The organism is Burkholderia sp. LA-2-3-30-S1-D2 (assembly GCF_001523915.2).
GTDB classification, from domain to species: domain Bacteria; phylum Pseudomonadota; class Gammaproteobacteria; order Burkholderiales; family Burkholderiaceae; genus Burkholderia; species Burkholderia diffusa.
Genome location: NZ_CP013383.1, coordinates 731,130 through 757,878 on the forward strand (window position 1 = coordinate 731,130; position 26,749 = coordinate 757,878).

The 26,749-nt window shown below is 67.2% G+C and carries 23 protein-coding genes; 12 read left to right on the top strand and 11 right to left on the bottom strand.

The features are described 5' to 3' along the window. Positions 1–23: 23 nt before the first annotated feature. The 4 genes from WS66_RS03330 to lysA all read right to left on the bottom strand — a co-directional run bounded on the left by WS66_RS03330 (position 24) and on the right by lysA (position 4,125). Positions 24–749 carry an amino acid ABC transporter ATP-binding protein gene (locus WS66_RS03330; protein WP_059468348.1) on the bottom strand — a complete coding sequence of 242 codons (726 nt, stop codon included), beginning with the start codon at positions 747–749 and terminating at the stop codon, positions 24–26. A 43-nt stretch (positions 750–792) separates the two neighbouring features. Then, positions 793–1,452 carry an amino acid ABC transporter permease gene (locus WS66_RS03335; RefSeq protein ID WP_059600099.1) on the bottom strand — a complete coding sequence of 220 codons (660 nt, stop codon included), beginning with the start codon at positions 1,450–1,452 and terminating at the stop codon, positions 793–795. A gap of 83 nt (positions 1,453–1,535) precedes the next feature. Next, a complete protein-coding gene (locus WS66_RS03340) occupies positions 1,536–2,336 on the bottom strand; it encodes a transporter substrate-binding domain-containing protein (RefSeq protein ID WP_059600098.1) in 801 nt (266 codons plus the stop codon). Positions 2,337–2,886: 550 nt separating this feature from the next. Further along, the gene (lysA, locus tag WS66_RS03345; protein ID WP_059600097.1) at positions 2,887–4,125 is read right to left on the bottom strand and encodes a diaminopimelate decarboxylase; all 1,239 of its coding nucleotides are present in this window, start codon (positions 4,123–4,125) and stop codon (positions 2,887–2,889) included. 109 nt (positions 4,126–4,234) lie between these two features. Here lysA and WS66_RS03350 point away from each other — a divergent pair, with 109 nt between their 5' ends. Continuing rightward, positions 4,235–5,149, top strand: a complete 915-nt coding sequence (locus tag WS66_RS03350; protein WP_059600096.1) for a LysR family transcriptional regulator — start codon at positions 4,235–4,237, stop codon at positions 5,147–5,149. A 75-nt stretch (positions 5,150–5,224) separates the two neighbouring features. Beyond that, positions 5,225–5,824 carry a GNAT family N-acetyltransferase gene (locus WS66_RS03355; protein WP_059600318.1) on the top strand — a complete coding sequence of 200 codons (600 nt, stop codon included), beginning with the start codon at positions 5,225–5,227 and terminating at the stop codon, positions 5,822–5,824. Positions 5,825–5,933: 109 nt separating this feature from the next. Here WS66_RS03355 and WS66_RS03360 read toward each other — a convergent pair whose 3' ends face one another. Continuing rightward, positions 5,934–6,506, bottom strand: a complete 573-nt coding sequence (locus tag WS66_RS03360) for a DUF4142 domain-containing protein (RefSeq protein ID WP_059600095.1) — start codon at positions 6,504–6,506, stop codon at positions 5,934–5,936. A 396-nt stretch (positions 6,507–6,902) separates the two neighbouring features. After that, complete coding sequence (locus WS66_RS03365) at positions 6,903–7,526, bottom strand: HAD hydrolase-like protein (protein WP_059600317.1); 624 nt, start codon at positions 7,524–7,526, stop codon at positions 6,903–6,905. A gap of 197 nt (positions 7,527–7,723) precedes the next feature. Here WS66_RS03365 and WS66_RS03370 point away from each other — a divergent pair, with 197 nt between their 5' ends. Together WS66_RS03370 and WS66_RS03375 are read left to right on the top strand one after the other, a co-directional pair. Then, on the top strand, positions 7,724–8,167 hold the full coding sequence (locus WS66_RS03370) for a GNAT family N-acetyltransferase (protein ID WP_059600094.1): 444 nt from the start codon (positions 7,724–7,726) through the stop codon (positions 8,165–8,167). 54 nt (positions 8,168–8,221) lie between these two features. Continuing rightward, positions 8,222–8,440 (top strand): DUF1653 domain-containing protein, encoded by a 219-nt coding sequence (locus tag WS66_RS03375; protein WP_006751720.1) that lies wholly within the window; start codon positions 8,222–8,224, stop codon positions 8,438–8,440. Between the two features lie 108 nt (positions 8,441–8,548). Here the strand turns inward: WS66_RS03375 and WS66_RS03380 are convergent, their stop codons facing one another. Both WS66_RS03380 and WS66_RS03385 read right to left on the bottom strand, forming a co-directional pair. Continuing rightward, complete coding sequence (locus tag WS66_RS03380; RefSeq protein ID WP_059600093.1) at positions 8,549–9,760, bottom strand: winged helix-turn-helix domain-containing protein; 1,212 nt, start codon at positions 9,758–9,760, stop codon at positions 8,549–8,551. 343 nt (positions 9,761–10,103) lie between these two features. Next, the gene (locus tag WS66_RS03385; RefSeq protein WP_059600092.1) at positions 10,104–11,492 is read right to left on the bottom strand and encodes an MFS transporter; all 1,389 of its coding nucleotides are present in this window, start codon (positions 11,490–11,492) and stop codon (positions 10,104–10,106) included. A 331-nt stretch (positions 11,493–11,823) separates the two neighbouring features. On the opposite strand from WS66_RS03385, the gene treA reads away from it, so the two are divergent. Continuing rightward, entirely contained in the window at positions 11,824–13,548 is a 1,725-nt protein-coding gene (gene treA / locus WS66_RS03395; protein WP_059600091.1) for an alpha,alpha-trehalase TreA, read from the top strand. A 91-nt stretch (positions 13,549–13,639) separates the two neighbouring features. On the opposite strand, the gene WS66_RS03400 is transcribed toward treA, so the two are convergent. Next, positions 13,640–15,127 carry a carbohydrate porin gene (locus WS66_RS03400; protein ID WP_059600090.1) on the bottom strand — a complete coding sequence of 496 codons (1,488 nt, stop codon included), beginning with the start codon at positions 15,125–15,127 and terminating at the stop codon, positions 13,640–13,642. A gap of 109 nt (positions 15,128–15,236) precedes the next feature. Continuing rightward, a complete protein-coding gene (locus WS66_RS03405) occupies positions 15,237–15,506 on the bottom strand; it encodes a hypothetical protein (RefSeq protein ID WP_059600316.1) in 270 nt (89 codons plus the stop codon). Positions 15,507–16,570: 1,064 nt separating this feature from the next. On the opposite strand from WS66_RS03405, the gene WS66_RS34015 reads away from it, so the two are divergent. After that, positions 16,571–16,708: a hypothetical protein gene (locus WS66_RS34015; RefSeq protein WP_170296434.1), complete on the top strand. Its 138-nt coding sequence runs from the start codon at positions 16,571–16,573 to the stop codon at positions 16,706–16,708. 104 nt (positions 16,709–16,812) lie between these two features. Further along, on the top strand, positions 16,813–18,459 hold the full coding sequence (locus WS66_RS03410; protein ID WP_059600089.1) for an NRAMP family divalent metal transporter: 1,647 nt from the start codon (positions 16,813–16,815) through the stop codon (positions 18,457–18,459). Positions 18,460–18,542: 83 nt separating this feature from the next. On the opposite strand, the gene WS66_RS03415 is transcribed toward WS66_RS03410, so the two are convergent. Continuing rightward, positions 18,543–19,448 carry a helix-turn-helix transcriptional regulator gene (locus WS66_RS03415; RefSeq protein WP_059600315.1) on the bottom strand — a complete coding sequence of 302 codons (906 nt, stop codon included), beginning with the start codon at positions 19,446–19,448 and terminating at the stop codon, positions 18,543–18,545. A 280-nt stretch (positions 19,449–19,728) separates the two neighbouring features. On the opposite strand from WS66_RS03415, the gene WS66_RS03420 reads away from it, so the two are divergent. The 5 genes from WS66_RS03420 to sctD all read left to right on the top strand — a co-directional run bounded on the left by WS66_RS03420 (position 19,729) and on the right by sctD (position 26,661). Then, positions 19,729–20,556, top strand: coding sequence for a helix-turn-helix transcriptional regulator (locus WS66_RS03420; protein ID WP_059600088.1), 828 nt, complete (start codon positions 19,729–19,731; stop codon positions 20,554–20,556). Positions 20,557–20,794: 238 nt separating this feature from the next. Further along, entirely contained in the window at positions 20,795–23,008 is a 2,214-nt protein-coding gene (gene sctV / locus WS66_RS03425; RefSeq protein ID WP_059600314.1) for a type III secretion system export apparatus subunit SctV, read from the top strand. Continuing rightward, entirely contained in the window at positions 23,005–23,283 is a 279-nt protein-coding gene (gene sctS, locus WS66_RS03430; protein ID WP_006751731.1) for a type III secretion system export apparatus subunit SctS, read from the top strand. The genes sctV and sctS overlap by 4 nt, the downstream gene beginning before the upstream one ends. Further along, positions 23,283–25,322, top strand: a complete 2,040-nt coding sequence (gene sctC, locus WS66_RS03435; RefSeq protein ID WP_059600087.1) for a type III secretion system outer membrane ring subunit SctC — start codon at positions 23,283–23,285, stop codon at positions 25,320–25,322. The genes sctS and sctC overlap by 1 nt, the downstream gene beginning before the upstream one ends. Continuing rightward, a complete protein-coding gene (gene sctD, locus WS66_RS03440; protein ID WP_059600086.1) occupies positions 25,303–26,661 on the top strand; it encodes a type III secretion system inner membrane ring subunit SctD in 1,359 nt (452 codons plus the stop codon). The genes sctC and sctD overlap by 20 nt, the downstream gene beginning before the upstream one ends. Positions 26,662–26,749: the final 88 nt, after the last annotated feature.

The window sequence follows — 26,749 nt, forward strand, 5'->3', positions numbered from 1 at the left end:
ATCGGAGCGAAGGCGTCGCGCGGTCAGTGCAGGATCTTGTCGAGGAAGTCGCGCGCGCGTTCGGAGCGCGGCGCGGCGAAGAATGCTTCGCTCGCCGCATCCTCGACCACCGCGCCCTGGTCCATGAAGATCACGCGATGCGCGACCTTTCTCGCGAAGCCCATCTCGTGCGTGACGCACACCATCGTCATGCCGTCGCGCGCGAGCTCGACCATCACGTCGAGCACTTCGTTGATCATCTCGGGATCGAGCGCGGAGGTCGGTTCGTCGAACAGCATCGCGACGGGGTTCATCGACAGCGCGCGTGCAATCGCGACGCGTTGCTGCTGTCCGCCCGACAACTGCCCCGGATACTTGTGCGCGTGCGCCCTCAGGCCGACGCGATCGAGCAGCTTCATCGCGTTCTCGATCGCTTCGTCCTTGCGACGGCCGAGCACCTTGACCTGCGCAAGCGTCAGGTTGTCGGTGATCGACAAGTGCGGGAACAGCTCGAAATGCTGGAACACCATGCCGACGCGTGCGCGCAGTTGCGCGAGTTTCGCGGCAGGGTCGCCGAGCCGCATGCCGTCGACGACGATGCTGCCTTTCTGGAATGGCTCGAGGCCGTTGATCGTCTTGATCAGCGTCGACTTGCCGGAGCCCGACGGCCCGCAGACGACGACCACTTCGCCTTTCGATACCGCCGCGCTGCATTCGGAAAGGACCTGATGCTTGCCATACCACTTGGAAACGTTGTCGAGCGTAATCATGGTTGTCCGTGGTTGAGGTTCGGGTTGAACGAGGTGCGCATGCTCAATGCGTGGACGGCAGCGAGAGGCGCGTCTCGACGCGGCCCTGCAGCCGCGTGAGCAGCGTACTCAGCACCCAGTAGATCGCGGCGGCCGCGAGGTAGAGCGGCAGCGGTTGAAACGTCGCGGCGATCACTTCCTGCGTCGAGCGCAGCAGCTCGGTGACGGTGATGACGGACACGAGCGACGTGTCCTTGATCAGGCTGATCAGCGTGTTGCCGAGGCTCGGCACCGCGAGGCGCAGCGCCTGAGGGCAGACGATGTAGCGCAGCGTCTGCACGTGCGTGAGGCCGAGGCTGTGCGCGGCCGCCCATTGTCCGCGGCCGATGCCGAGGATCGCGCCGCGCATGCTTTCCGACAGGTAAGCGCCGGCGTTGAGCGTCAGCGTGAAGATGCCGGCCGTCGTCGGATCGAGCGTGATGCCGAGATCGGGCAGCCCGTAGTAGACGACGAACATCTGCACGAGCAGCGGCGTGCCGCGCATCAGGCTGACGTAGCCCTGCGCGAGACCGGACGCGAGCCGGTTGCTGCCGATCCGCATGATCGCGACCACGAGCCCGACGACGAGGCCGAGGGCCATCGACGCCACCGCGAACTTCAGCGTGAGCAGCGCGCCCTTCACCATCACGGGCAGGGTTTGAATGACCAGATCGAGTGCTTCCATCGCGTGTCTCCTGATTGTGTGTCGTGTGCGCCGAGGTGGCGGCCGGCCCGCGCGTGCGCGTGCGCGGCCGCGTGACGGCTGCGTTATTGCGCGATCGGTTTCGTCGTGTCCGAGCCGAACCACTGCATCGAGATTTTCTTCAGCGTGCCGTCCTGCTGCAGCGACGCGACCGCATCGTCGATCGCCTTCGCGAACTTCGGGTTGCCCTTGCGGAACGGGATCCCCATCCGGTCTTCGCCGCCGGCGAGCATGGAACCGGGGCGCAGCGGCAAGTGCGAGTTCTTGATCAGATAGCTCAGCATCAGGCGGTCGTTGACCGCCGCGTCGATACGTCCCGCCGCGAGGTCGCGCAGGTTTTCCGGTGTACCCGGATAGACCTGCAGATCGATCGCGGGCACGGTCTTCACGAGATCGACGTAGTTGCTGCCCATTGTCACGCCGACCTTCTTGCCCTTCAGCTCGTCGAGCGACTTGAACGCACGCGTGTCGTTCTGGCGCTGTAGCAGCTGCGCGGAGGAATACACGTACGGCATGCTGAAGTCGAGCGCCTGCTGGCGCGACGGCGTGATCGCGACCTGGTTGACGATCACGTCGAACTTGCCGGCCTGCAGCCCGGCGAGAATCCCGCTCCATTCGGTCGTGACGAACTGCGGCTTCACGCCGAGCCGTGCGGCGACGGCCTTCGCGACGTCGACGTCGAACCCTTCGAGTTGTCCTTCGGCATTGCGGTAGTCGAACGGCGGGTAGGTGCCTTCGAGCGCGATCTTCAGCACGCCGGCCTGCTTGACGGTGTCGAGCAGGTCCGCCGCGTGCGATGCGGTGGCCGCCACGCAGAGGAGGGCGGCGGCGAGGCCTTGCTTGAGCGTCGGGGTGAAGGGCTGCATGGTTGTCTCCGGGGTGGTTGTCGAAACGTCGTTGTCGAAAATTCAGGGTGAGCGCGTCCGCGGCGACGGGCGGCGTCGCCGTGGGCGGGAAGCGGGAAACAGTGCGGCGAGAGACGGCGCGAGCCGTGTGCCGCGAGGCGTTACGGCATGCGTTCGCGCACGGTGGCGTAGCGTTGCGCGGCGAAGAATTCAAGCATCGTGTTCATGAGTGCCCGTGCGGCTTGCGAGTGGGGTAGACCGGCTGCATCGTCGATGCGTGTCCGGTGACGCAAATGCTGAACGACTGAGGGCAATCTTAGTTTTGTCAAAAAGGAAAGTGCTTCCAAAAAAGCATGGACTTTCCACGCGGCGTGGAAAGTTTTTCTCCATGCGTGAAGCACGTTGCATGCGATCTGCTGCGGTTGTACGGGGTGCGCAGCATCGGGTGCTACGGCGTGGCCGAGCGGTTGCGCCCGAAACGATTGCTGAAAAGCAGAACGGCCAGGCATGCCGGTAGTGGCAAGCCTGGCCGTTGGCGTCCGCCGCGTCGAACGCGGCGCGAAGGCGCGTTTTACTCGAACGTTTCGAGCGCAAGCAGTTCGTCGATCGTCTGCCGGCGGCGGATCAGCCGCGGCGTGCCGCGATCGACGAGCACTTCCGGCGCGAGCGGCCGGCTGTTGTAGTTCGAGGACATCGATGCGCCGTATGCGCCCGCGTCGTGCAGGAACAGCAGGTCGCCGATCTGCGGCTGCGCGAGCTTGCGGTGCGTGACCACGCCGCCCGCGTCCTGCGTGAATACGTCGCCCGACTCGCACAGCGGCCCTGCGATCGCGATGTCGACGAGCGGCCGGCCGGCAGGCAGCGCGCCGTCGTGCGTGTGCACGGACACCGCGTGGTAGCTGCCGTACATCGACGGACGCATCAGGTCGTTGAAGCCCGCGTCGATCAGCACGAAGTCGTGCTTCGGCCGGTGGTTCACGGCCTGCACTTCGGTGACGAGCGTGCCGGCTTCCGCGACGAGGAAGCGGCCCGGTTCGATCTCGATGCGCACCGCGTGGCCGAGATGCCGTTCGATCCGCTTGCGCGCGGCGTCCCACTGGCTGAAGTAGTGACCGACGTCGACGCGCGGCTCGCCGTCTCGATACGGAATCGACAGCCCGCCGCCGGCGGAGATGGCTTCGATGTCGTGGCCGAGCGACGTGACGAGGTCGACCATCGCGTCGCACACCTGCGACAGATGGCCGTAGTCGACGCCCGAGCCGATATGCATGTGGATGCCGACCAGCTTCAGCCCGTACTGGCGCACGATCTCGATCGCGCGCGGCACGTCGTCGATCCAGATGCCGTGCTTGCTCTGCGGGCCGCCGGTGTTGGTCTTGTTGCTGTGGCCGTGGCCGAAGCCCGGGTTCACGCGCAGCCATACGCGGTGGCCGGGCGCATGCTCGCCGACGCGCGCGAGCATGTCGAGCGAGCCGGCGTTCACGGTCACGCCGTGCTTCAGCACGGCCGCGAGCGTCGGGCGGTCGATCAGGTCGGCCGTGAACACGACGCCTTCCGGTTCGCCGGCGGGACTGAACCCGGCCGCGAGGCTGCGCTCGATTTCGCCGAGCGACACGGCGTCGACGCACGCACCTTCGTCGCGCATCAGCTTCAGGATATGCAGGTTCGAGTTCGCCTTCTGCGCATAGCGGATCACGTCGAACTGGCGCAGTTGGGCGATGCGGTCGCGGATGACGTCGGCGTCGTACACCCACAGCGGGGTGCCGTATTGCTGCGCGAGCGCCGCGAGCTGGCGGGAATCGAGGGACATGGCGGAAGAATCGGATCGAATGAACGGATAGCGTGAATGATGCGCCTGAACGCCTATACAGTAAAATGCCTGTTTTTAGAGAATCTATTCATTCTAGATATAGGCCATCATGCTCACACACCGGCACATCGAGGTCTTCCGCGCGCTGATGGTCACCGGCAGCACGACGCGTGCGGCCGAGATGCTCTATACGTCGCAGCCGACGATCAGCCGCGAGCTCGCGCGCATGGAGCAGGTGATCGGCTTCGCGCTGTTCGAGCGCTCGCACGGGCGGCTGCGGCCGACGATGGCCGCGCTCACGCTGTTCGACGACGTGCGGCTCGCGTATGTGGGGCTCGAGCGCGTCGCGGCGACGGCCGCGCGGCTGCGCGAGTTTCGCGACGGGCAGTTGTCGGTGATCGCGCTGCCGGCGTTTTCGCACGCGATCCTGCCCGGCGCCTGCCGGCGTTTCCATGACGCGCATGCGGGCGTCAGCGTGTCGGTCGCGACGCAGGAGTCACCCGTGCTCGAGGAGTGGCTGACCGCGCAGCGCTACGATCTCGGGCTGACCGAACACGACATCGCGCCGGCCGGCACGGTCCTCACGCCGTTGCTCGAAGTCGACGAGGTATGCGTGCTGCCCGACGGCCATCCGCTGCTCGCGCAACGCGCGATCGATCTCGCGGATCTCGCCGATCGCCCGTTCGTGAGCCTGTCGCTGAACGATCCGTACCGGATCCTGATCGACGAGGCGTTCGCGCAGCTCGGTGTCGCGCCGCGTTCGATCGTCGAGACGCCGTCGGCCGTGTCGGTGTGCGCATTCGTGCGGCAGGGGCTCGGCGCCGCGATCGTCAACCCGCTGACCGCGCTCGATTTCGTCGGGCGCGACCTGCACGTGCGGCCGCTCACGCGCTCGTTTCCGTACCGCGTCAGCGTGATCGTGCCCGAGCACCGGCCGAAGAGCCTGCTCGTCGACGCATTCGCCGACGCGCTGCGCGGCGAAGCGCACGCGATTCGCCAGCGGCTCGCCGCGCTGCCCGGCTGACGCCGGCCGTATGATGGGCGTTTCGCTGCGCGGTGGGTCATCCTCCGCGTCATCTTCATGGAAACGGAACCGGACATGACGGACGCATCATCTTCCCTCGAACAACCGACGCTCACCGGCGAGCGCATCGTACTGCGGCCGCTCGAGGCATCCGACCGGCAAGCGTTGCTCGATGCGGCGGCGGACGGTCGGTTGTGGAACCTGAAGGTCACGGTCGTGCCGGGCGAGGACACGGTCGACGCCTATATCGACACGGCGCTGCAAGGCCGCGCGGCCGGCACCGTGATGCCGTTCGTGATCGTCGATCGCGCGTCGGGCCGCGCGATCGGCAGCACGCGTTTCTGGAAGATCGACCGCACGAATCGCAAGCTCGAGATCGGTCATACGTGGCTGAGCGAATCGGCGCAGCGCACGCGTGCGAATTCCGAGGCGAAATGGTTGCTGCTCTCGTACGCGTTCGACACGCTGCACTGCGTGCGCGTGCAGTTCACGACCGATGAACTGAACGAGAAGTCACGCGCGGCGATTCTGCGGCTCGGCGCGAAGCAGGAAGGGATCGTGCGTCACGAGCGGATCATGCCCGACGGCCGCAAGCGCAATTCGGTGCGCTTCAGCATCATCGACGACGAATGGCCGGACGTGAGCGAGCGGTTGCGCGCGAAGCTGGCGACGTAACGCGAACCGGGGGGCGCAGGCGTCGCGCCGCCGAAAGGGGGACGGCGACGCGACGAGCGGGGAAGCGGGGAAGAGGAGCACCGCGCGCGATGCGCGGTGGGGCATCGCGTTACTGTGCCGATGCGAGGTGGTGACGCTGGGCGAGCTTCTGCGCGTCCGCGTAGTGCGCCTGCAGGATCGGCAGCGCCTGGCGTGCGACTTCCTTCAGCTTCGTGTCGCGGCCCGAAGCGATTTCGGCCTGGAATGCCGAGATCGTCTTTTGCTGGCCGGCGAGCGCGACCTGCTCGATGTATGCCTTGTCGAATTCCGCGCCGCGCAGGTTCTTGATGCCGTCCAGCACGGCCGTGTCGGGGTCGTTGGCCGGCACGTCGACGCCGCGCGGGCTGGCCGCGCGCATCGCCTGGATGATCTTCTCGTCGTCGGTCGACACGCGCTGCGCGAACGCCTTCACCTGGCTGTCCGACGTGCGCGAATTGGCGATGCGTGCGGCATCGTGCTGCGTCGACACGGTTTTCGTGCCGTCGGTGATGAAAGTCTGGTCGGCTTCGTGGATGCGCGTTTGCGTGGCGGCGGCCGGTGCGGCCGGCGCCGGTTGCGCGGTTTGCGCGGTCGCCGTCACGGCGACGAGAAGCAGGCCAGCGGCAGACAATGCAAGGCGCGAGATTTGGGGAAAGCGGTTCATGGGACCTCCATTCAATCGGGGCTCTGATTAACGGGCGGATCGGGTGATCCGCAGCTGTGCGAGAGACCGGGCGCGCCCGGGCCGGACTCGGTGGCCGCTCTGCCGCGGCGGCGTTCGAAGTGTTTCCCGGCCCGACTGATTCTAGGAGACCGCTCAGGTAGCAGGTGCAACCGCGCTGTGGTTTGTGTAACGGTTGGTAAGACGAATCGATGTGTGTGCGCGCGGGCAGGTAGAGCGTACCTGTCGCGCGCATCGTGGCGGAAATTTTTGCGTGCGCGGCGTGCACGCAATGGCTGCGATGTGTGCGCGTGTCATCGGCGTTTCATCGTCTTGCGGGCAGAGCGCGTTGGTTGCTTCGCGATCCGCCGAATCGAACGCGCGATCCGCGCTGCGTCCTCACACGCGGTCGAGCAAGGCGTCGAGATGCGGCAGCAATGGCGTCGCGCAATGCGCCTGCAACGCATCGGCGGCCGTGTAACCCCACGAGACGCCCTGGAAGGCGATCCGCGCGCGGCGTGCCGCTTCGGCGTCGCGGATTTCGTCGCCGACATACAGCACGTCGGCGGGCTGCATGCCCGCTTCGCGCACGAGCGCGCGCAGCCGGCGCGCCTTGCCGAACAGCGGAATGCCGCACGCGAACGTATCGACGCATCGGCTCGCATGCGGGCCGAGCCGGTCGCGCACGATGTCCTCGCTGTTCGACGTCGCGATCGCGATGCGGATGCCGCGCGCGGCGAGCGCGTCGAAGGTCGTGTCGACACCCGGGAACAGCTTCACGTGCGCGATGCGTGGCCGCATCAGCCGGCGCATGTCGAGCGTCACGCGCGGCACTTTCCACATCGGCACCTCGAGCGCGCGGATGATCTCGCGCGCCGACATGCCGCGTAGCGCCGGGCGCAGGTCGGCCGTCGCGTCGCGAAAGCCGTGCATGCGCGACGCTTCGGTCAGCGCCGCGAGAAAGCAGTCGAGTGAATCGGCGAGTGTGCCGTCGAAGTCGAACGCGATGAGTCGATAGGGCATGAAGCGATGCTGTGAGTTCATTGAGCCGGTGACGATATCACCGAATCGAGCCGCGTGGCTCGTGCGATCGGTTCTGCCCGCGGCGAGGCGAGACGGTTGGGCAGACGCCGGAGCGCGTCGCGCGGCGTTCGGTTGCCTCGGCTGGTCGAGTCGCGCTATCGTTGCTGCTCCGCCCCCGACCCGACCGGAGAGCCGACGTGCCCGCAGCCACTCCCGCCACGCTGAGATTTTCCACCGACAAGCGCGAACTCGACATCGACGCGATCTTCGATTTTCTGCACCGGGACGCGTACTGGTCGCAGGGCATTCCGCGCGACGTCGTGGAGCGTGCGATCGACGGATCGCTGTGCTTCGGCGCGTACGTGGGCGACCGGCTCGTCGGGTTCGCGCGGCTCGTGACCGACCATGCGACGTTCGCGTACCTGTGCGACGTCTTCGTCTTGCCGGCCGACCGCGGCAACGGCTATGGCCGCGCGCTGATCGACCACGTATTCGCGCAGCCGATGGTGCGCAGCCTGCGCCGCATCATGCTCGTGACGACCGACGCGCACGAACTGTACCGGCCGGTCGGCTTCGGGCCGTCCGCGAATCCGGAGCGGCTGATGGAGATTCGCTGCCCCGACATCTACGCGAAACGCTGACGCGCGGCGAGCGCATACAATACGCGCTTTCGTTTTGCCGAAGGGAAGCAGATCATGACCGAACAGGAAGCCGAACAACTCGCCACGCATCGTCACTACAAGGGCGGGCTGTATCGCTACATCGGCGTCGCCCGTCATTCCGAAACCGAGGAATCGGTGGTGGTGTACGAGCATCTGTGGCCGCATGCGCGCGGCCTGTGGGTGCGGCCGGAAGCGATGTTCAACGAGAACCTGCCGGACGGCACCCCGCGCTTTCGCAAACTGCGCGACTGAGTCGTGGCAGGTGGCGGCAGACGGGCGCGCCGCCGCGCAATCGCAAGCGGCGCGCGCGTCGCTGTTGCCCGTCGCGCGGCGCGGCTCCGCTGGCCTTATGCGTCGGCCTTACGCGCCGGCCAGCGCCTTCGACAATTCGGGCGGCGCGTGCGCGACCGTCACCTCCGGCGTCCCATGCCACGCCGCCAGCCGTTTCACGGCCTTCGCGACGTCGGCCGCGAGCCCCGTGCCGAACCGCACGCCCGGCTCGACATGCACCGCCTTCAATTCGAACGTGCCGAGCGCGCGATGCGCTTTCGCGTCGACGCGCCCGATCAGCCGGCCGCGATGCAGCACCGGCAGGCAGAAATAGCCGTAGCGCCGCTTGTGCGCGGGCGTATAGCATTCGATCGTGTAGTCGAACCCGAATAGCGTCGACGCGCGCCGCCGGTCCCACACCACCGGATCGAACGGCGACAGCAGCGTCGTGACGGTCGAGCGCAGCGTATTGGCCGCGGCGGCCGGCAGCAGCGCTTCGAGCGAGCGATGCACGTAGGCCGGCTCCTTCCAGTCCGCGATCTCCACCGGAATCAGCTCGCCCGCATCCGCGAGCCGCTCGAGCTCCGCGCGGTACGAACGGCGCGGCAGCCGGTAGTAATCGGCCACCCAGTCCGCGCGCACGACGCCGAGCGCGCGGCACGTGTAGTCGAGCAGCGCGGGCAGCACCGCGTCGTGCGGCGGCAGGTCGCGTGCATCGTCCCAGCCGGGCAGCACGCGCTCGCGCACGTCGTAGATCCGCTGAAAGTTGCGGCGTTCGGACACCATCAGGTCGCCGGTCGTGAACAGCACCTCCAGGTGCTTTTTCTCGGGCTTGCGGTCCCACCATCCGTTGCCCTTCGCGCCGTCTTCGCGAATGAAATCCGCCGACCGCACAGGGCCTTCGTCGCGAATTCGCGCGAGCATGCGGTCAATGTCCGCGCGATTCTGCTCGTGCCATTCAGCCGCGTATTTCCAGCCCATTCCCGACGGATCGAGCATCTTGTAGCGCATCAGCCCGAATTGCTCGACCGGCAGGAAGCACGCCTCGTGCGACCAGTATTCGAACAGGCGCGCCTCGGCGAGATGTTCGTCGAGCCACTGCGGGGCGAAGTCGCCGAGGCGGCTGAACAGCACGAGATACGGGCTGCGCGCGACGACGTGAATGGTATCGATCTGCAACTGCGCCATCCGGCGGATCGTGTCGAGCACGTCGGCCTTGGTGGCCTTGCGGCGGGGCGGGGTCAGCAGGCCCTGCGCGGCGAGATGCAGCGCGCGGGCGGCGGCGGGCGAGAGCGTAAGCATCGGAACGGCGGCTGAGGGTGGCAGTCGGGCACCACTTTAGCGCGAAAGCGGCGGACGTGTGCGACGCATGCACGCGACGCTTCTGACAATGCTTGACAGATGCGCGGCGCGACTTTCCCTATAGTGCAGTCATGGCGCGACGAAATGTGCGCGCAACGATTCGGCTTCCGACGCACATATGTCCATGGCACGCAGGAAGCAGATCAGGGAATCTCAACCCCCAATGAGAGACCCGGAGCCCTGAGCGGACATCCATGCGGCTGTGCACCGGCCCCGTGTGGATGTCCGCTGATTTTTTTGTTTTCCGGTTGTTCCGCTGCCAGCCTTTTCCCGGACAGCCTGTTTATTGCCGCTTGCCGCGCGCGACTTCATCGCCGGCGCCGGGCGGCAGCCGTCGCGTGATCGGAATCGACGCGAACGAACACAGCCCGACCACGACGAACGCGGGCCAGAAATCCGACCACACCATCGTCTGATGTCCCTGCAGCCAGTGCGACACGTGCAGCACGAGGCCGGCGACCGTCACGCCGAGCCCGAGCGACATCTGCTGCACGACACTGCCCAGGCTCGTCGCGCGGCCTGCATCGGCCTGCGAAATATCCGCGTAGATCATCGAATTCAGGCTCGTGAACTGCAGCGCGGGGAAGATGCCGCCGACCAGCACGATCGTCCAGATCGCCCAGGTCGCCATGCCCGGATGGAACACGCCGTAGGCGGCGATCGCGAGCCCGGCGAACGCGGCGTTGTAGATCAGCACCGTGCGAAAACCGAAGCGGCGCAGCGTATGCGTGGCCGTAGAGCGGCTCACCGCGCCGCCGAGCGCGGATGCGCAGGTGATCAGCCCGGAGTGGAACGCGCTCATCCCGAGGCCTTCCTGGAGCGCGAGCGGCAGCAGGAACGGCACCGCGCCGAGGCCGATGCGGAACAGCGACCCGCCGACCACGCTTGCGTGATAGGTCGGGATCTTCAGGAAACTGAGGTCGAGCACCGGACGCGCCTTGCGGCGCGCGTACGGCACGTAGAGCGCGAGCATCACCGCGCCGGCCACGCACATCAGGAGCGCGTTGCCGCGCGACGTGAGCGAGCCGTCGATCAGCGTGAGGCCCATCAGCAGCAGCGCGGCGCCGCTTGCCGACAGCAGGAAGCCGAACCAGTCGAGCGGGCCGGGATCGGCCTCGTGCGTGTTCGCGATGTGCTTGCTGGCGAGGTAGATCCCGTAGATGCCGATCGGCACGTTGATGAAGAAGATCATCCGCCAGTGCAGGTAGGTCGTGATGAAGCCGCCGACGAGCGGCCCGAGCGTCGGCCCGAACAGCGCGGGAATCGCGAGGTAGTTCATCGCGCGCACGAGATCGGAGCGCGGCACCGCGCGGAAGATGATGATCCGGCCGACCGGCACCATCATCGCGCCGCCGACGCCCTGCACGAAGCGCGCGAACGTCAGCACGCCGAGCGAGTTGGAAGCCGCGCACATCAGCGAGCCGGCGACGAAGATGCCGATCGCGGTGCGGAAGACGGAGCGCGCGCTGAAGCGGTCGGCAAGCCATCCGCAGATCGGGATGAATACGCCGAGGCCGACCACGTAGGCCGTGATCGCAATGTTCAGTGTGACGGGATTGTGCCCGAAGTCCCTCGCCATCGCGGGCAGTGCGGTGACGATGATGTTCGCGTCGACGCTTTCCATGAACAACGCACAGGCAACAATGAGCGGTGCTAGAAAGACGGGCGACATGGGCAGGGCGCGCGGTAAAGACGCCATTATGCCCAGAATGTGGTCGTTGCGTCACGCGAGACAATGGTTGTTCCGCATGTTGCAACAGTCGTTCCTGTTACCGCGCGTGAAACAAGGAACGACTGCGGTGCCGGGTGCGATTCGTGACACGGCACATGACGCGCGCTCGCGGTGGCCGCCGCGAAACTTGCGTGCGTTGCGCGTTTCGTGCGACAGTCGGAACTCATCTGCGTAATACAACGACGCGCATCGATCGACGGCCACCGAGACGAGCGCACGCGCGAACGAGACCCCTGCCGAACCATTCATCATCGAAAGGAGGGGACACGTCATGACGTCACGTCGTGCCGCATCGACCGCATCGCATCCTGCCTCGCATCCGTCCGTTCCCGCGCCGCGTCTGCGCTGGGCCACAGTCCTCGCCGTTGCTTACCTCGCCGTCACCGGTTGCGCGGCGCAGGCCGACAGCGCAAATCAAGCCTCGATGCAGGCGGCCAGCCAGTCCGCCGCGCCTGCCACGCCCGCCACGGCGACGCTCGCGAGCCCGGCTTCCGGCACGCTGCTGCCGCCACCGAGCCAGCTCTACGGCGACTTGTTCGTCGCGGTGCAGACGGCTCAAATCTATCCCGATCAGAAGACCTTCGTCGACGCGACGCCCAACACCGATCCGGCGACGATCGTACAGTTGTATCAGCAACAAAAGTCGCAGCCGGGCTTCTCGCTGAAGGCGTTCGTCGACCAGCACTTCACGCCGCCGCCGGAAGGCGGGGTCACGCCACCCGCGAATCAGACGCTGCGCCAGCACATCGACTGGCTGTGGCCGCAGCTCACGCGCACCAGCATGACGGTGCCGCCGTACAGCTCGCTGATCGCGATGCCGAAGCCGTACGTCGTGCCGGGCGGCCGCTTCCGCGAAGGCTACTACTGGGATACCTATTTCACGATGCTCGGGCTGCAGGTGTCGGGGCGCGAGGATCTCGTCGACGACATGCTCGACAACTTCGCGTATCTGATCGACACGATCGGCCACATCCCGAACGGCAACCGCACGTACTACGCGAGCCGATCGCAACCGCCGTTCTTCGCCTACATGGTCACGCTCGCCGCGCAAGCGGAAGGTGACAAGGTCTACCAGAAATACCTGCCGGCGCTGCGCAAGGAGCATGCGTACTGGATGCAGGGCGAAACCACGACGCCGCGCGGGCAGGCGGCGCGCAACGTGGTTGCGATGCCGGACGGCGCGGTGCTGAACCGCTACTGGGACGCGAGCGACACGCCGCGCGACGAGTCGTATCTCGAGGACGTGACGACCGCGAAGGCGGTGCCGAATCGCCCCGCGAACGAGGTGTACCGCGACCTGCGCGCGGGCGCCGAAAGCGGCTGGGACTACAGCTCGCGCTGGTTCGGCGACGGCAAGACGCTCGCGACGATCCGCACGACGTCGATCGTGCCGGTCGACCTGAACAGCCTGATGTTCCATCTCGAGACGACGATCGTGAAGGGCTGCGCGGTCACGCGCGACATCGCGTGCGTGGCGGATTTTTCCGGCCGGGCGGCGCGGCGCGCGGCGGCGATCAACCACTATTTGTGGAATCGCCGCGGTTATTACGGCGACTACGACTGGCAGTTGCGCAAGCCGCGCGACGGCGTGACGGCGGCCGCGCTGTATCCGCTGTTCGCGGGTGTCGCATGGCCCGAACGTGCGAAGGCGACCGCGCGCGAGGTGCGCAAGACGCTGCTGCAACCGGGCGGCCTCGCGACGACGACCGAGAACACCGGCCAGCAATGGGACGCGCCGAACGGCTGGGCGCCGTTGCAGTGGATCGCGATCGACGGACTGCGCCGCTACGGCGAACCGGCGCTCGCGAAGGACATCGGCACGCGCTTCCTGGCCGACGTGAAGCATGTGTATGCGACCGAAGGCAAGCTCGTCGAGAAGTACGTGGTCGAGGGGGCCGGCGCGGGCGGTGGCGGTGGCGGCGAATATCCGTTGCAGGACGGCTTCGGCTGGACCAACGGCGTCACGCTGAAACTGCTCGGCCTGTATGGCGAGTGACGGGCCGCGTGCGTTGCACGCAGGCACGTAAGCGGACACGGGCCGGATCGCCGCGCGAGCGGCAGTCCGGCCCGTGTCGCATGCGCGCGTGTCAGAACGTGATCGTCGTGCGTACGCCGACCACCGTTTCGTCGCCGATGCGCGCGCCGGCCTGGTTCGGGTTCGGGATGCCGCCGCCAGGCCGGAAGAAGTGCTGCAGGTCGGCCTGCAGTTGCCACCACGGTGCGACCTGGTACTGATAGGTCGCCTCGATCACCGTTTCCGCGCGACGCACCGGATAGCCGGGCGTCGTATACGTGCCCGTGTCGCCGTCGAGCGCACGTGCATGCGAGCCGATCTTCGCGTAGCCGATCGCGATGCCGGCCGTATCGTCGTCGCGGCCCTTGAACGGCGCCTTGAGCGTCACGCCCGCATTCGCCGCGAAATCGACAACGTTGCGATCGCCCGGCGCGCCCATCACACGTGCGAACACGCCGACCGAACGCGGGCTGTCCGCCGACGGCCGCCACACCATCTGATCCGCGACCGCATAGAAACCGTAGTTGCCGCGATGCGTGGCGGGGATTCCGTTGCTGGCCGGATTCGCGAGCGACAGCCCGTCGGTGCCGAGGCGCGGATCGTTCGCGTGCTGCGACTGATACCAGAAGCCGAGCTTGTACGTGCCCGGCAGGCCGAGCGGTTGCGGCGCCTTCGGATCGGCCGGCGGCGCGTTCAGCGCGTACTGGAGTTCGCCGATCACGAACGCGCCGCTGCGCAGGTTGAAGTTGGTGCCGTGCGCGTTCAGCACCTGTGCGTCGCCGTCGCTGCGGCCGGCCGGGTTGCCGTCGAACACGCCGACCATCGCGGTCCACGCGTCGGCCGGCTTCAAGCGCAGCCGCACGCCGAGCGACGACAGCGGATACGCGGGGCCGCCGGACGGCAGGTCGGTCGACGGCAGCACGGGCCAGCCGAACGTCGCGTTCATGAACGTCGCCGCGTACTGGCTCACCATGAATTCCTGGTCGACGCTCTGCTGGCCGACCCTCACGTCGGCCTTGCCGGCGAGGAACGCCTGCTGGTACCAGAGCTCCCACAGCCGCGTGGTCGAATTCGCCTCGATGCCGGTCGCGGTCTGCAGCGTCTGCAAATAGCGCTGCGTGAGGTTGGTGCCGTGGATCTGCAGCGCCGACACGTTGAACGTGCCGCCCGGCAATCCGATCGCCTTTTCCGTATCGACGTTGAAGCCGAATTGCGTGAGGCCCTGATAGGCGCCGCCGCGTTGCGTGCCGCCTGCGGCGTTGTACAGGTATTCGCTGGTTTCCTGCAGGTTCAGCGTGATGCCGTGATCGCCGAGCACGTCGCGCAGGCCGCCCATGTTGCCGAGCAGGTCCGAGCGCTCCCAGAAACCGGTGGGCGCTGGCGCGGCAGCATCGGCAGCGGGTGCGGCGTCGCTGACGCTGGCCGCCAGCTCGGCCGCGGCGGACGCTGCAGCCGGCGACGACGATTGCGCGAGCGCGGGCGCGGCGGCGAGCGACAGCAGCAACGCGGCGAGCGCATCGAGGCGCGGTGTACGCGGTGCGGATTCGAAGCGATTTTTCATGCGGGCTCCGTTGTTTGATTGATTAGCTTGACTGAAGAAATGGGAACGCGAAGCGATGGAGCAGGTGGGGCAGCCACACGCAGGCATGCCGCGCGTTGCGCACCGCCGGTTACGGCAGCCAGCCGCTGATCCGCCATACGTATGCGAAGCCGAGGCGCGATGCGGCCGTGCAGAGCAGCGCGACGAGCGCGACGGCGGCGGCCATCGCACCGATCAGCACGCAGTCGAGCGGGCGCGGTGCCGCCGGCAGGTGCGCGAGGGCGCTGCCGCGCCAGTCGCCGAACGCGTGGGCGAGCGGCGAAAGGCCCGAAACCAGCAAGCGGTCGGACGCGACGTGTATGAGTCGCTTGAGTCTGGCCGCGAACGATTGAAAGAACATGACGATCCTCCGTCCGGTCCGGCGCATGCCGGACGACGTGATCGAGCGCGGGTGCATGACGCGACCTGCGATCGGCGGTTGGAACGTAACGGAGCGTGCGACGGACGAGCCGGCTATGCCGGCATCGGGGGGAAGCGCGCTAACCCGACGAATGCGAGCTAGCGGCGAATGACATGCGTCTGGCTGCTATCTCGCGATGGCTTGGCCGGCCTGGACCGGCATCGAACTGCAACTGGAGCATGTGTCCACGAAGGGACTCCCTTGATGAATTGGGGCGGATTGTAGTCGCGAGCTTTGCTGCGGTGCAAGCAAAAAGCAGCGGCGTTGCGCATGTTGCATCGGCAGCGCCGCCGCGCTGCAGGCAGGCCGATGCCCGGCACGCCCGCCCACCGGCGGCAGCGGCGACTGTTGCTCGCACACATCGGCGGCGCGCGCCCTGCAACGCGTTGAAAGGTTGCGGCGCGCCATTCCGGGCGGGAATCTTTCAGTGTGTAGGGGGCGGAAAAAAATTTCCCGCGGCGCATGCCAGAGGGTTGACTTCCGTTTCGGCCGGTCCATAGAATCCGGCATCTTCACTCTTGGGGCCGCCGCCTTGGACGCCTGCAGTAGTCGATCTTCGAACGAAATTTCCGCCTGAGCGACCGACGTCCGCGCCTCATCGAAGCCGCCGTTTGTCGTCCAGGCAAACGGTGCGCGCAGCAGTATTCCGCAGCAACTCCCTACGTGCACCCTGATTCGCGCCGGTTAGCGTGATGCGTTTTCGCATGCGCCATCCGGTTTTGCCGCCGCCCGGCGCGCGGCCGCGTTCTCGCATGCGTTTCGCATGCACCCGAACGGCGGAGCGCGCCTGACGGCGGTCAACCGTGTTCTCCGGAACACCGCACAGGAGCCGCCGTGAACGACAGTGACAGTTGTCCCTTATGCCCGTTGCATCAACAGACCCTTTTGAACACGGGTCGCAGGGACATGCCGGCCGACTAGCCTGACACGTCGTTCAGGCCCCGGACTGGCCCCGCGCCCACCAAGCGGCCGGCACGCATGCCGTTGCCGCCAGGAGCCAGACCATGAACTTCGGCCTTCTGCTGTCGAACCTCCCGCACGTCACGGAATCGCGTCCGCATTACGACGCGATGCTGACGCTCGACGCCCGTCCGCGGGTGTTCTCCCGTTTGCTGAACCAGCTGAAATCGTTGATCCGCTGAAGAAGCGCCGAGCGCGTCTCGGCATGCGCGCGCGGACCCGTTCCGCGCGCGTATTCCAAGGCCACACGCTTGCCGTATAAAAAACCAGCCGTACGGAATTCATCATGTCCACGCCATCGAACGTCTCTCCACCGATCGCCGTCGAACGCAGCGCCGTGCTCGACGAAGCCCATCTGGGCGACATCCGCGGTGCGCTCGGCACCATCGCGCATCACGACACCGCCGCGCGCGGGACGTGGTGGGCGCGCCTGCGCACGCTGCTCGCGATCATCGGCCCCGGCCTGATCGTGATGGTCGGCGACAACGACGCCGGCGCATTCGGCACCTATACGCAGGCCGGCCAGAACTACGGCACGACGCTGCTGTGGACGCTGCTGCTGCTCGTGCCGGTGCTGTACGTGAATCAGGAGATGGTGCTGCGCCTCGGCGCCGTTACCGGCGTCGGCCATGCGCGCCTGATCTTCGAGCGCTTCGGCAAGTTCTGGGGCGCGTTCAGCGTGATCGACCTGTTCCTGCTCAATGCGCTGACGATCGTCACCGAGTTCATCGGCATCACGTTCGTGCTGGCTTTCTTCGGGCTCCCGAAGGTTGCGGGCGTCTGCGTGGCGGCCGCATTGACGATGGCGGCGGTGAGTACCGGCGACTTCAGGCGCTTCGAGCGGTTCGCGATCGTGCTGTGCGTGATGAGCCTGCTGCTCGTGCCGGTGCTCGTGTCGATCCACCCGCCGGTGGCGCAGATGTCGCGCGACTTCTTCGTGCCGAACTGGCCCGCGCACGCGAAGCTGTCCGACGTGATGCTGCTCGTGATCGGCATTGTCGGCACGACGGTCGCGCCATGGCAGCTGTTCTTCCAGCAGAGCTACGTGATCGACAAGCGCATCACGCCGCGCTTCATGAAGTACGAGAAGGTCGACCTGTGGATCGGCATCGCGTTCGTGCTGATCGGCGCGGTCGCGATGATCGGCTTCAGTGCCGCGCTGTTCGGCGGCCATCCGGAAGTGGGCAGCTTCACCGACGCGGGCGGCGTGATCGCGGGCCTCGAGAGATATGCGGGCCGCACGAGCGCGACGCTGTTCGCGGTCGCGCTGCTCGACGCGTGCATCATCGGCGCGGCGGCGGTGTCGCTGTCGACCGCGTACGCGATCGGCGACGTGTTCAAGATCCGTCATTCGCTGCATCGCGGCGTGTCCGATGCGAAGGGCTTCTATCTCGTCTACTTCGGCATCGTCGCGGCGGCTGCCGCGCTCGTGCTGATTCCCGGCAGCCCGCTCGGCCTGCTGACCGAAGCGGTGCAGACGCTCGCCGGTGTGCTGCTGCCGAGCGCGACCGTGTTCCTGCTCGTGCTCTGCAACGATCGTCAGGTGCTCGGCCCGTGGGTCAACTCCACGAAGCTGAACGTGTTCACGGGCGCGGTGATCTGGGTGCTCGTGCTGCTGTCGATCATCCTGACCGCATCGGTGATGTATCCGGACATCAGCGGCGAAGCGATCGTCGACGTGCTGATCGGCGGCACCGTGCTCGCGATTGCCGGTTATCTCGCGACGGTGCCGATCCGCCGCAACAAGCGTGTCGTCGAGCCGAGCATCGACCGCACGCTGCGCGAAACATGGCGCATGCCGCCGCTCGATTCTCTCGAGCCGCAGAAGATGACGGTCGCGACGCGCGTCTGGATGGCCGTGATGCGCGGCTATCTGGTGATCGCGGTCGGCCTCGTGATCGTCAAGGTCGTGCAGATGACGCTGCTGAAGTAGCGCCTTACGGCGTCGTCGCCAGGTGTGCGCACATGCCGGCCCGCGAGGCCGGCATGTGCGTATACGCGGGCCCGTCGCGCGCGTCAGATCAGTTCGAGCTTCGACGTCAGGTACGTGAGCTGGATCCGGTTCGCGACGCCGAAGCGCTTGCGCAGCTTGCGCAGGTGATAGTCGACGTTGTGCGCGCTGGTGTCGAGGCGCCGGCCGATCTCCTTGTCCGACGCGCCTTCCGCGATGCCCAGCAGCAGTTCCTGTTCGAACGGCGTGAGCCCGTTCACCGCGCGTTCGCGCGACGTCGCGATCAGTTGCGGCGATGCGAACTTGTGCACCGACAGCCCGATCGACAGCGCCTGCTCGATCGTCGCCGGCGTGATCCATTCGCGCGTGCGGCGCGGCGCGGTGAAGCTCATGAAAGCGTGCAGCCGCGTGCCGGGCACGGCCATCGAATACATGATGCCGCTGCACATGCCGTCGTCCTGCATCGTCTGCAGGAAGCCGTCGAGCGCTGCCGGCGTCACGCACGGCGCGTCGTCGCGCTCGCGGTGTTCGCGGCGCAGCTGCTGCAGGTCCCACACGATCGGCATGTTGCAGACGCGCGCGCCAAGCGTGCGCGGATCGATGTCGTGATGGTTGTGCCTCACGTAGTCGCCGCGATAGGTGGTCGGCGTGAACGCCTCGTGGAGGTAGAGACTTTCGACGCGCTCTCGCGAGAATTCGAGCGCGAAATACGCGAACGTCGAGAAGCCCGTCAGGTGCAGCAGGCTTGCGACGATCCGGTTGCGCTCCGCGGTGCTCTGCGCGTTCGCGAGCGTATCGGCGACGCCAAGCTTCGGCGCGTGTGGCTGCGCGATGTCGCCGCGCTTGATGTCGTCGCACCAGACGACCTGCACCGTGCGTTCTCTCGACGCGTCGGTGCAGGCGGCCGTCCGCCGCGACGGACGGGACAACGTTGGGGCGACCGCTTCTTCTTGCAATGCAATATCGGACATGAGCCATCCCTCGGAATCGACGCGCATCGCGTGGCGGCAGCCGTATCGTGTACGGCACTCGCGACGATGCGATCGAGCATCTTTATGATATGCGTCGATCGTCATCCTGACGAAACGCGGGGGCATTGTACAAAAATGCCTGTGTGCGCGTAATATGCCGTAATACTAATTCGGGCGAAAGGTTCATATTCGCACCGGTATAGAGAAGACCAGAAAAACATAAAGAAAAGACCAGATCGTGACGGGGCATGTTCACATATTGGGAAAGGGTGGGCTCCTCATGACATATGCTGACGACGCGCCACGCGTCGAGTGGTTCTCGCAAGCCGATATCGCTGCCGCTTATTCAAAAGAAATTCATGCAATCGAGCGCGACGTTTTTACCGGCATCCAAATCGCACCCGGTAAATCCGACCTCGCTCCCGTCGATTTCGCCCAATGCCATGCCAGATTGCGGCAAATCGGTTTCAGCACACTCGGTTACGGCGCATATGAAATGATCGGGCGGCGCATTCTGTGTGCGCATCTGCTGCGCGACCTCGCGCCCGCGACGTTCGTGCAGCCGTATATCGAGGGCATGCTCTACGAGAGCGACCCGCGTTTCGCGCAAGTGCGGCAAAGCGGCTTTCCGGTCGTGTGGCGGCTCGACGAGATCGAGTCGTCCGCGCAGGGCAGCGGCGACCGCAAGGTGCTCGCGCTGGCCGGCCATCTGCGTGCGCATGCGATGAACAGCGGCGTGATCTTCAGCCTGTCGGCGCCGCGGCTCGACCTGCGCGTCGCGGTGAACGTGACGTCGGAAGCGCACGGTACCGAGTGGATCGACGATCGCGTGATCGGCGGCGCGCTGGCGGTGAGCCTCGCCGTGCATCGCGTCGCGCTGCCGTTTCTCGAGGCGCGCATCGCGCGCATGCGCGGCTTCGCGCTGGGCGACGAGCAGCAGCAGGTGCTCGAGCGCCTCGTGCACGGGCTGTCCGACCAGGAGATCGCGAGCGCGCTGCGCACGTCGCTGCACAAGGTCGGTCACCATATCCGTTCGCTCGAAAGACTCTTCAACGTCCGGAATCGGGCGCAGCTCGCGTATCTCGCCGCACGCCGTCTGGAGTCCTGACCCTGTCTGCGCGCGCGGCACCCGCCGCGCGATGGAAGCGGTTCCGGCGATGCGCGCGAGCAGGCGCCGCCGGGTTTCGTAGTCGGATCCGATCGTCGCCGGAAAACCGCCGCGCCGCTACGAGGTGCATCCCTTTTTGCGCGGTGTCGCGTCGCTACACTCGTCCCATTCAACGGTCCGCGCGACACGGGGCATGACGGCCCGTGCCCGCCGGCGACAACGACAGGACGACGGCACGATGGCAGAACCGAAGGCGCTCCCTCGCGACTGGCAGCGGATCTTTTCCGCCGCCCGCAGCGTGTCCGGGCGACGTCTCGGGGCATCGCCGCGCGCCGACCTGTTTCTCGCCGCGTTCATCGTGTCGGTGGTCGCGCTGTTCATCCTGCCGCTGCCGCAAGCCGCGCTCGACGGGATGATCTCGCTGAATCTCGCCGCCAGCGTCGTGCTGCTGACGGTGTCGACTTACGTGCCTTCCGCGGTCAGCTTCTCGTCGTTTCCCGCGCTGCTGCTGTTTACGACACTGTTCCGGCTTGCGCTGAACATCGCGTCGTGCAAGCTGATCCTGCTACACGCGAACGCGGGCCACGTGATCGACGCGTTCGGCCGGCTCGTGGTCGGCAACAACGTCGTGGTGGGCGGCGTGGTGTTCCTCGTGATCGCCGTCGTGCAGTTCATCGTGATCGCGAAGGGCTCCGAGCGGGTCGCCGAAGTCGGTGCGCGCTTCTCGCTCGATGCGATGCCGGGCAAGCAGATGAGCATCGACGCGGACCTGCGCGCGGGGATCATCAGCGCCGACGAAGCGCGCGAGCGTCGCGAGAAGCTCGAACAGGAATCGCAGATGCACGGCGCGATGGACGGCGCGATGAAGTTCGTGAAGGGCGACGCGATCGCGGGCCTCGTGATCGCGTTCATCAACATCGTCGCGGGCATCGCGGTCGGCACGCTGATGCACGGCATGGACATCGGCGAGGCGCTGCAACGTTACGCGATCCTGACGGTCGGCGACGGGATGGCGTCGCAGATCCCGTCGCTGCTGGTGTCGATCGCGGCCGGCATCGTGACGACGCGCGTCGCGACGCGCGACACGCGGCAGCGCCAGCTCGGCGAACAACTGGGCGAGCAGCTCGGCGCACATCCGCGCGCGCTGCTGATCGCGGCGCTGGTGCTGGCCGGCTTCCTCGTCGTGCCCGGTTTTCCGAAGTGGTCGTTCGCGCTGATCGCGTTCGGCCTCGGCGCTTTCGCATTCACGCAGCTGAAGCGCAAGACGACCGCGCCGAGCTTCAACCTGATTCATATCGCGGGCCGCATCGGCGCGACCGACGACGGCCAGCCCGCGAAGGTGTCGCATGCGGCGGGCGTCACGTCGCTGATCGCGGTGTCGCTGTCGGACGACCTGCGCACGACGCTGAACCTTGCGCAGCTGCAGACCGCGCTGTCGAGCGCGAAGGCGCGCGTCGACGCGGATATCGGTACGGTATTTCCGCGCATCACGCTGAACGACGACGAGGGCGCAGCGGCCGGCACGTACCGGATCTATCTGCAGGACGTGCTTGCGGCGCATGGCGCGCTGAAGCCGGGCTGGCTGCTGTGGGACGGCGTCGCGCCGCTGCCTGAGCGCTCGGAGCGCCAGCCGGCCGAGGCGTTCGGCCCGTTCGCGACCGCGCTGTGGATCAAGCCAGACGGCGCGGCGCCGGACGGCAAGTGGCTGACGAGCGAAGGCGCGCTCGCCGCGCACGTCGAACAGATCGTGCGCCAGCATGCGGACGAGCTGATCGGCATCCAGGAAACGCAAGCGCTCGTGCACCTGGTGCGCCGCGAGCATCCCGAACTCGTCGGGGAACTGACGCGGCTCGTGCCGCTGCAGCGCGTGACCGAGGTGCTGCGCCGGCTGCTTGCCGAACAGGTGCCGATCCGCAACCTGCGCGTGATTTTCGAAAGCCTCATCACGTGGGCGCCGAACGAGCCGGACGACGTGATCGCGCTGGTCGAGCTGGTGCGCGTCGACCTGCGCCGGATGATCACCGATCGTCATGCGGGCGCGACGCGGCAGCTGCGCGTCGTGCTGTTCGAGCAGAACCTGCAGGAGCGGATCGAGAACGCGGTCATGCGCACGAAGCAGGGCAATTTCCTCGCGCTGTCGAGCGCGATCAAGCAGGACATCGGCGAACAGGTGCGCGCGATCGTGCAGGCCGCGACGTCGGCGCAGGCGGCCGGCGCAGGCGGCCATGGCAACCCGCAAGGCGCCGCGCGGCTCGCGGTGATGGTCGCGCTCGGCGCACGTCGCTACGTGAAGACGATCCTGCAGCCGGTGCTGCCCGAACTCGCGGTGCTGTCGTACCAGGAGGTCGAGGAGGACGTGCAGCTGCATACGGTCGGCTGGGTGAAGAATCCGCCCGACGACGGCACGCTCGGCGCGGGCGCCGGCGTGCGCGCGCCGGGCGTCGCGCAATGACGAGCTCGACGATCCTCGACCTGACCCGGCAGGCGCTGATGCTGGTGCTGCTGCTGTCGCTGCCGATCGTGCTGATCGCCACCGTCACCGGCCTCGTGGTCGCGATCCTGCAAGCGGTCACGCAGGTGCAGGACGCCAATATCGGCATCGCGGTGCGGCTGATCGCCGTGATGGTCGCGCTCGTGCTGCTGTCGGGCTGGCTCGGCAGCGAGGTGCTGCGCTTCGCGCAGCAGGCGCTTGAACGCATGTTCGTTTCTTCCACAGGAGTGCTTTGATGCGCCGACGCGTCACCCCGATCCGGTTTCAACCGCGCCGCCTGCAACGGGCCGCGCTCGCCATGTGCGCGACCGCGCTGCTCACGGCATCGCTGTGCATGACGGTCGCGCAGCCGGCGCGCGCGGCGGACCTGCGCTGGCGCAACAAGCCGTTTACGATCGTCGCGAACGGCAAGAAGATCGGTGACTTCATTCGCGAGCTCGCATCGTCGCAGGGCGTGACGGCCGTGGTCGACCCGAAGGTCGACGGCGTGATCAGCGGCCGCTTCTCGGGCACGCCGCAGCAGACGCTCGACACGATCTGCTCGACCTACGGGCTCACGTGGTACTACGACGGCTCGTTTCTGTACGTCGACCCGGCCGACCAGTCGCAGACGCAGATGATCCCGATTCCGCCGAACGCGGCCGGCGAGATCGGGCGCGCTCTGCAGGCGATGCAGATTCCCGACAAGCGCTACACGCTCGTGATCAACGACCGCGCGAACAGCGTATACGTGGCCGGCCCGCGCCGCTACGTGGAGCTCGTGCGGCAGGCGGTCGGCTCGGTCGGCGATCCGTCGACGAACGGCGCGCATGCGGACATCCGCGCTTTCCGCCTCAGGTACGGCTGGGCGTCCGACTTCACGATCAACCGCTCGGGCAAGGAAGTGACGGTGCCGGGTGTCGCGACGATCCTGCGCCGGCTGTTCGGCAGGGGCGGCGGCACGAGCGAACTGCCGTCGAGCACGCCGCTCGGGCAGGCCGCGCGTCAGGTGAAGCTCGGCTCGGGGCTGACGATCGCGGTGCCGCGGCTCGACTTCCCGGACATGTCCGGCGGCCCGCGCCAGGGCGGCTATGGCGCGGCGGACAGCAGCGCGGGCGGCTTCTCGCCGTTCTCGAGCGGCGGCGGTGGCGACACGCTGCCGCAGATCGTTGCCGATCCGGCGATCAACGCGGTGATCGTGCGCGACCTGCCGGAGAACATGTACCGCTACCAGTCGCTGATCAACCAGCTCGACGAGCGGCCGCGCATCGTCGAGATCAACGTGACGATCATCGACATCAACGAGGATTCGCTCGACAGCCTCGGGATCGACTGGCGCCTGCACACGACGCACGGCGACGTGCAGATCGGCAACGGCCAGAACCCGCTGAACGGCAACACGCAGTTCAACGGCGCCGGCAATCCGCCGCTGACGTTCGGCATCGGCACGTCGGAAACCGGGCAGACGGGCGCCTTCATGCCGACCGGGATCGCGCTGACCGCGTCGATCGGCGGCTCGTTGCGCAACTACCTGCTCACGCGCGTGAACGCGCTCGCGCAGAAGGGGCAGGCGCAGCTGCGATCGAAGCCGAAGGTGCTCGCGCTCGACAACACCGAGGCCATTCTCGAGAACCTGACGCAGTTCTACGTGCAGGTGCAGGGCTACCAGGATTCGTCGCTGTACAGCGTGACGACCGGCACGAGCATCAAGGTGACGCCGATGATCGTCGACGAGGCGATCCGCAACGCGGCCGCCGTCTCCGGCAACCCGCAGAGCGTGATGATGTCGATCGACATCCAGGACGGCAACATCGTGCCGGGGCAGGCCGTGTCGAACGTGCCGGTGATCCAGCAGCGCAACATCGTCACCAAGACGATGATCGACGAAGGCAAGAGCCTGCTGATCGCGGGCTTCAACGACGACGAGGTGAGGCTGAACAAGAGCGGCGTGCCGTGGCTGTCCGACATCCCGCTGATCGGCAACCTGTTCAAGTACACCGACAAGTCGGGTAACCACATGGAGCGGTTCTACTTGCTGACGCCGCGCGTGGTGACGACCGCGTCGATGTATGCGCCCGACGGCTCGCCGGTGAATCCGGGCGCGGACGGGCCGGCCGGTTCGAACGGCACGTCGATGTACCGTCCGCCGGACAACGACATCGCGGTGCCGCTCACGCCCGCGCCGCTGCCCGGCACGAAGTTCGGCCCGCCTGCGCTGCCGCCGCCGAAGGATTCGGCCGCGCAGCCCGTGGCGACGACCGCAGGAGCCACCGCTCATGTCGACGACCATCATTGATCCGCACGGCGACGGCGCATTGCCCGGCGGCGCGGGAGGCGCCGCGTCCGGGTCGGCCGCGCTCGTGTCGCCGTGGAACCTGTGCTTCCTGAGCGGGCCGATGTACGGCCGCACGATGTCGCTCGCGCGCGGCGCGAACTGGGTCGGCACCGCGGCCGACTGCGAAGTGATCCTGCCCGATCGCGAGATCGGCGCGAAACAGGTGTGCCTGCAGGTCGGCGCGCTCGCGGTGACGGTGCAGAACCACGGCGGCGACGGCGGGGCGCCGGTGCTGTTCAACGACGAGCCGCTCGGCGCGGGCCGTCGCTCGCTGACGCCGCATGACGTCGTGACGGTCGGCTCGATCCGGCTCGGCATCGCGCGGCACGCGCAGGCGAGCGTCGCGCTGCCGGATGAGACCGGTGCGCCGGATACCGCGCGCGAGGCCGCGTGGCTCGGCTGGCTCGCAGGCGGGCTGCGCCGCCTCGGCAGCCGGCGGCTCGTGATCGCGCTGGTCGCGCTGTGGCTCGGCGTGCTGCTGGGCGCGCTCGGCTACGGCTTCGTCACCTGGTCCGGGCGCCTGCCGTGGCAGCACGAATCGGTGCTCGCGCGCACGCACCGGCTGCAGCAACTGCTGCACGCGTATCCGGAGCTGGCCGTCGCGCCGCGCGACGACGGCGTGATCGTGTCGGGCTACGTAAGCGATCCGGCCGCGCGCGAACGCGTCGCGCAGATCGTCGCGGGCGTCGACAACGCGGCGCTCGGCAACATCTACGTGGTCAGCGACCTGGTCGCGACCGCGCAGACCTATTTCAGCGACACGGCGCTGACGGTCGCGTATCTCGGCCGCGGCCGGATCGAATTGACGGGCGCGGCCGAGCGCGCGCAGATCGAGCCGCGCATCCGCAACTACATGAAGGACGCGCGTCCGGCGCTCGAGGTGGTCGACCACGTGCGCGACGCCGATGCCGCCGCGCCACGCACCGCGACGACGCTCGGCGGCGTCGCGGGGATTCCGGAGATCACGACGGTATTCGCGGGCGACGGCGACCAGCGCTACATCGAGATGGCGGACGGCAGCCGCTATTTCGAAGGCGCGCGGCTGAAGGAGGGGCCGACCGTCGTGTCGATCGGTCCGGACGCAGTCGTGTTCGAGCGCAACGGCCAGCGCATCACGATGCCGCTTGGCGGCCCGTCCGCGAGCGCGCCCGAGCGCGCGCCGGCGCCGCCCGTGCCGCCGCTCGCGAGCGGTGCGGCGGCAGGCGTCGCGCAGCCGGTGCCGGGCCCGACGCTGCTGCAGGATGCGCCGGCGGCGCCGGCCGTCGCGGCCGCTGGTGCATCGAAGGAGGCGGCGCACTAGCGTCGCGACAGGATTTGCGCATCGCGTGTCGCGCGGTGCGCGCATTACGCGACACGCCGCATGCATGCGGCGCGTCACGTCACTGGCG

Excerpts from the sequence above, each read along its gene's own strand:
- WS66_RS03365 (WP_059600317.1), bottom strand. The coding sequence starts at position 7,526 with ATGCCCTATCGACTCATCGCGTTCGACTTCGACGGCACACTCGCCGAT.
- sctS (WP_006751731.1), top strand. The coding sequence starts at position 23,005 with ATGACGAGCTCGACGATCCTCGACCTGACCCGGCAGGCGCTGATGCTG.
- WS66_RS03410 (WP_059600089.1), top strand. The coding sequence starts at position 16,813 with ATGTCCACGCCATCGAACGTCTCTCCACCGATCGCCGTCGAACGCAGC.
- WS66_RS03350 (WP_059600096.1), top strand. The coding sequence starts at position 4,235 with ATGCTCACACACCGGCACATCGAGGTCTTCCGCGCGCTGATGGTCACC.
- WS66_RS03340 (WP_059600098.1), bottom strand. The coding sequence starts at position 2,336 with ATGCAGCCCTTCACCCCGACGCTCAAGCAAGGCCTCGCCGCCGCCCTC.
- WS66_RS03330 (WP_059468348.1), bottom strand. The coding sequence starts at position 749 with ATGATTACGCTCGACAACGTTTCCAAGTGGTATGGCAAGCATCAGGTC.
- WS66_RS03380 (WP_059600093.1), bottom strand. The coding sequence starts at position 9,760 with ATGCTTACGCTCTCGCCCGCCGCCGCCCGCGCGCTGCATCTCGCCGCG.
- WS66_RS03405 (WP_059600316.1), bottom strand. The coding sequence starts at position 15,506 with ATGTTCTTTCAATCGTTCGCGGCCAGACTCAAGCGACTCATACACGTC.
- WS66_RS03385 (WP_059600092.1), bottom strand. The coding sequence starts at position 11,492 with ATGTCGCCCGTCTTTCTAGCACCGCTCATTGTTGCCTGTGCGTTGTTC.
- WS66_RS03360 (WP_059600095.1), bottom strand. The coding sequence starts at position 6,506 with ATGAACCGCTTTCCCCAAATCTCGCGCCTTGCATTGTCTGCCGCTGGC.
- WS66_RS03400 (WP_059600090.1), bottom strand. The coding sequence starts at position 15,127 with ATGAAAAATCGCTTCGAATCCGCACCGCGTACACCGCGCCTCGATGCG.
- WS66_RS03415 (WP_059600315.1), bottom strand. The coding sequence starts at position 19,448 with ATGTCCGATATTGCATTGCAAGAAGAAGCGGTCGCCCCAACGTTGTCC.
- sctC (WP_059600087.1), top strand. The coding sequence starts at position 23,283 with ATGCGCCGACGCGTCACCCCGATCCGGTTTCAACCGCGCCGCCTGCAA.
- lysA (WP_059600097.1), bottom strand. The coding sequence starts at position 4,125 with ATGTCCCTCGATTCCCGCCAGCTCGCGGCGCTCGCGCAGCAATACGGC.
- WS66_RS03355 (WP_059600318.1), top strand. The coding sequence starts at position 5,225 with ATGACGGACGCATCATCTTCCCTCGAACAACCGACGCTCACCGGCGAG.
- treA (WP_059600091.1), top strand. The coding sequence starts at position 11,824 with ATGACGTCACGTCGTGCCGCATCGACCGCATCGCATCCTGCCTCGCAT.
- WS66_RS34015 (WP_170296434.1), top strand. The coding sequence starts at position 16,571 with ATGAACTTCGGCCTTCTGCTGTCGAACCTCCCGCACGTCACGGAATCG.
- sctV (WP_059600314.1), top strand. The coding sequence starts at position 20,795 with ATGGCAGAACCGAAGGCGCTCCCTCGCGACTGGCAGCGGATCTTTTCC.
- sctD (WP_059600086.1), top strand. The coding sequence starts at position 25,303 with ATGTCGACGACCATCATTGATCCGCACGGCGACGGCGCATTGCCCGGC.
- WS66_RS03335 (WP_059600099.1), bottom strand. The coding sequence starts at position 1,452 with ATGGAAGCACTCGATCTGGTCATTCAAACCCTGCCCGTGATGGTGAAG.
- WS66_RS03375 (WP_006751720.1), top strand. The coding sequence starts at position 8,222 with ATGACCGAACAGGAAGCCGAACAACTCGCCACGCATCGTCACTACAAG.
- WS66_RS03420 (WP_059600088.1), top strand. The coding sequence starts at position 19,729 with ATGACATATGCTGACGACGCGCCACGCGTCGAGTGGTTCTCGCAAGCC.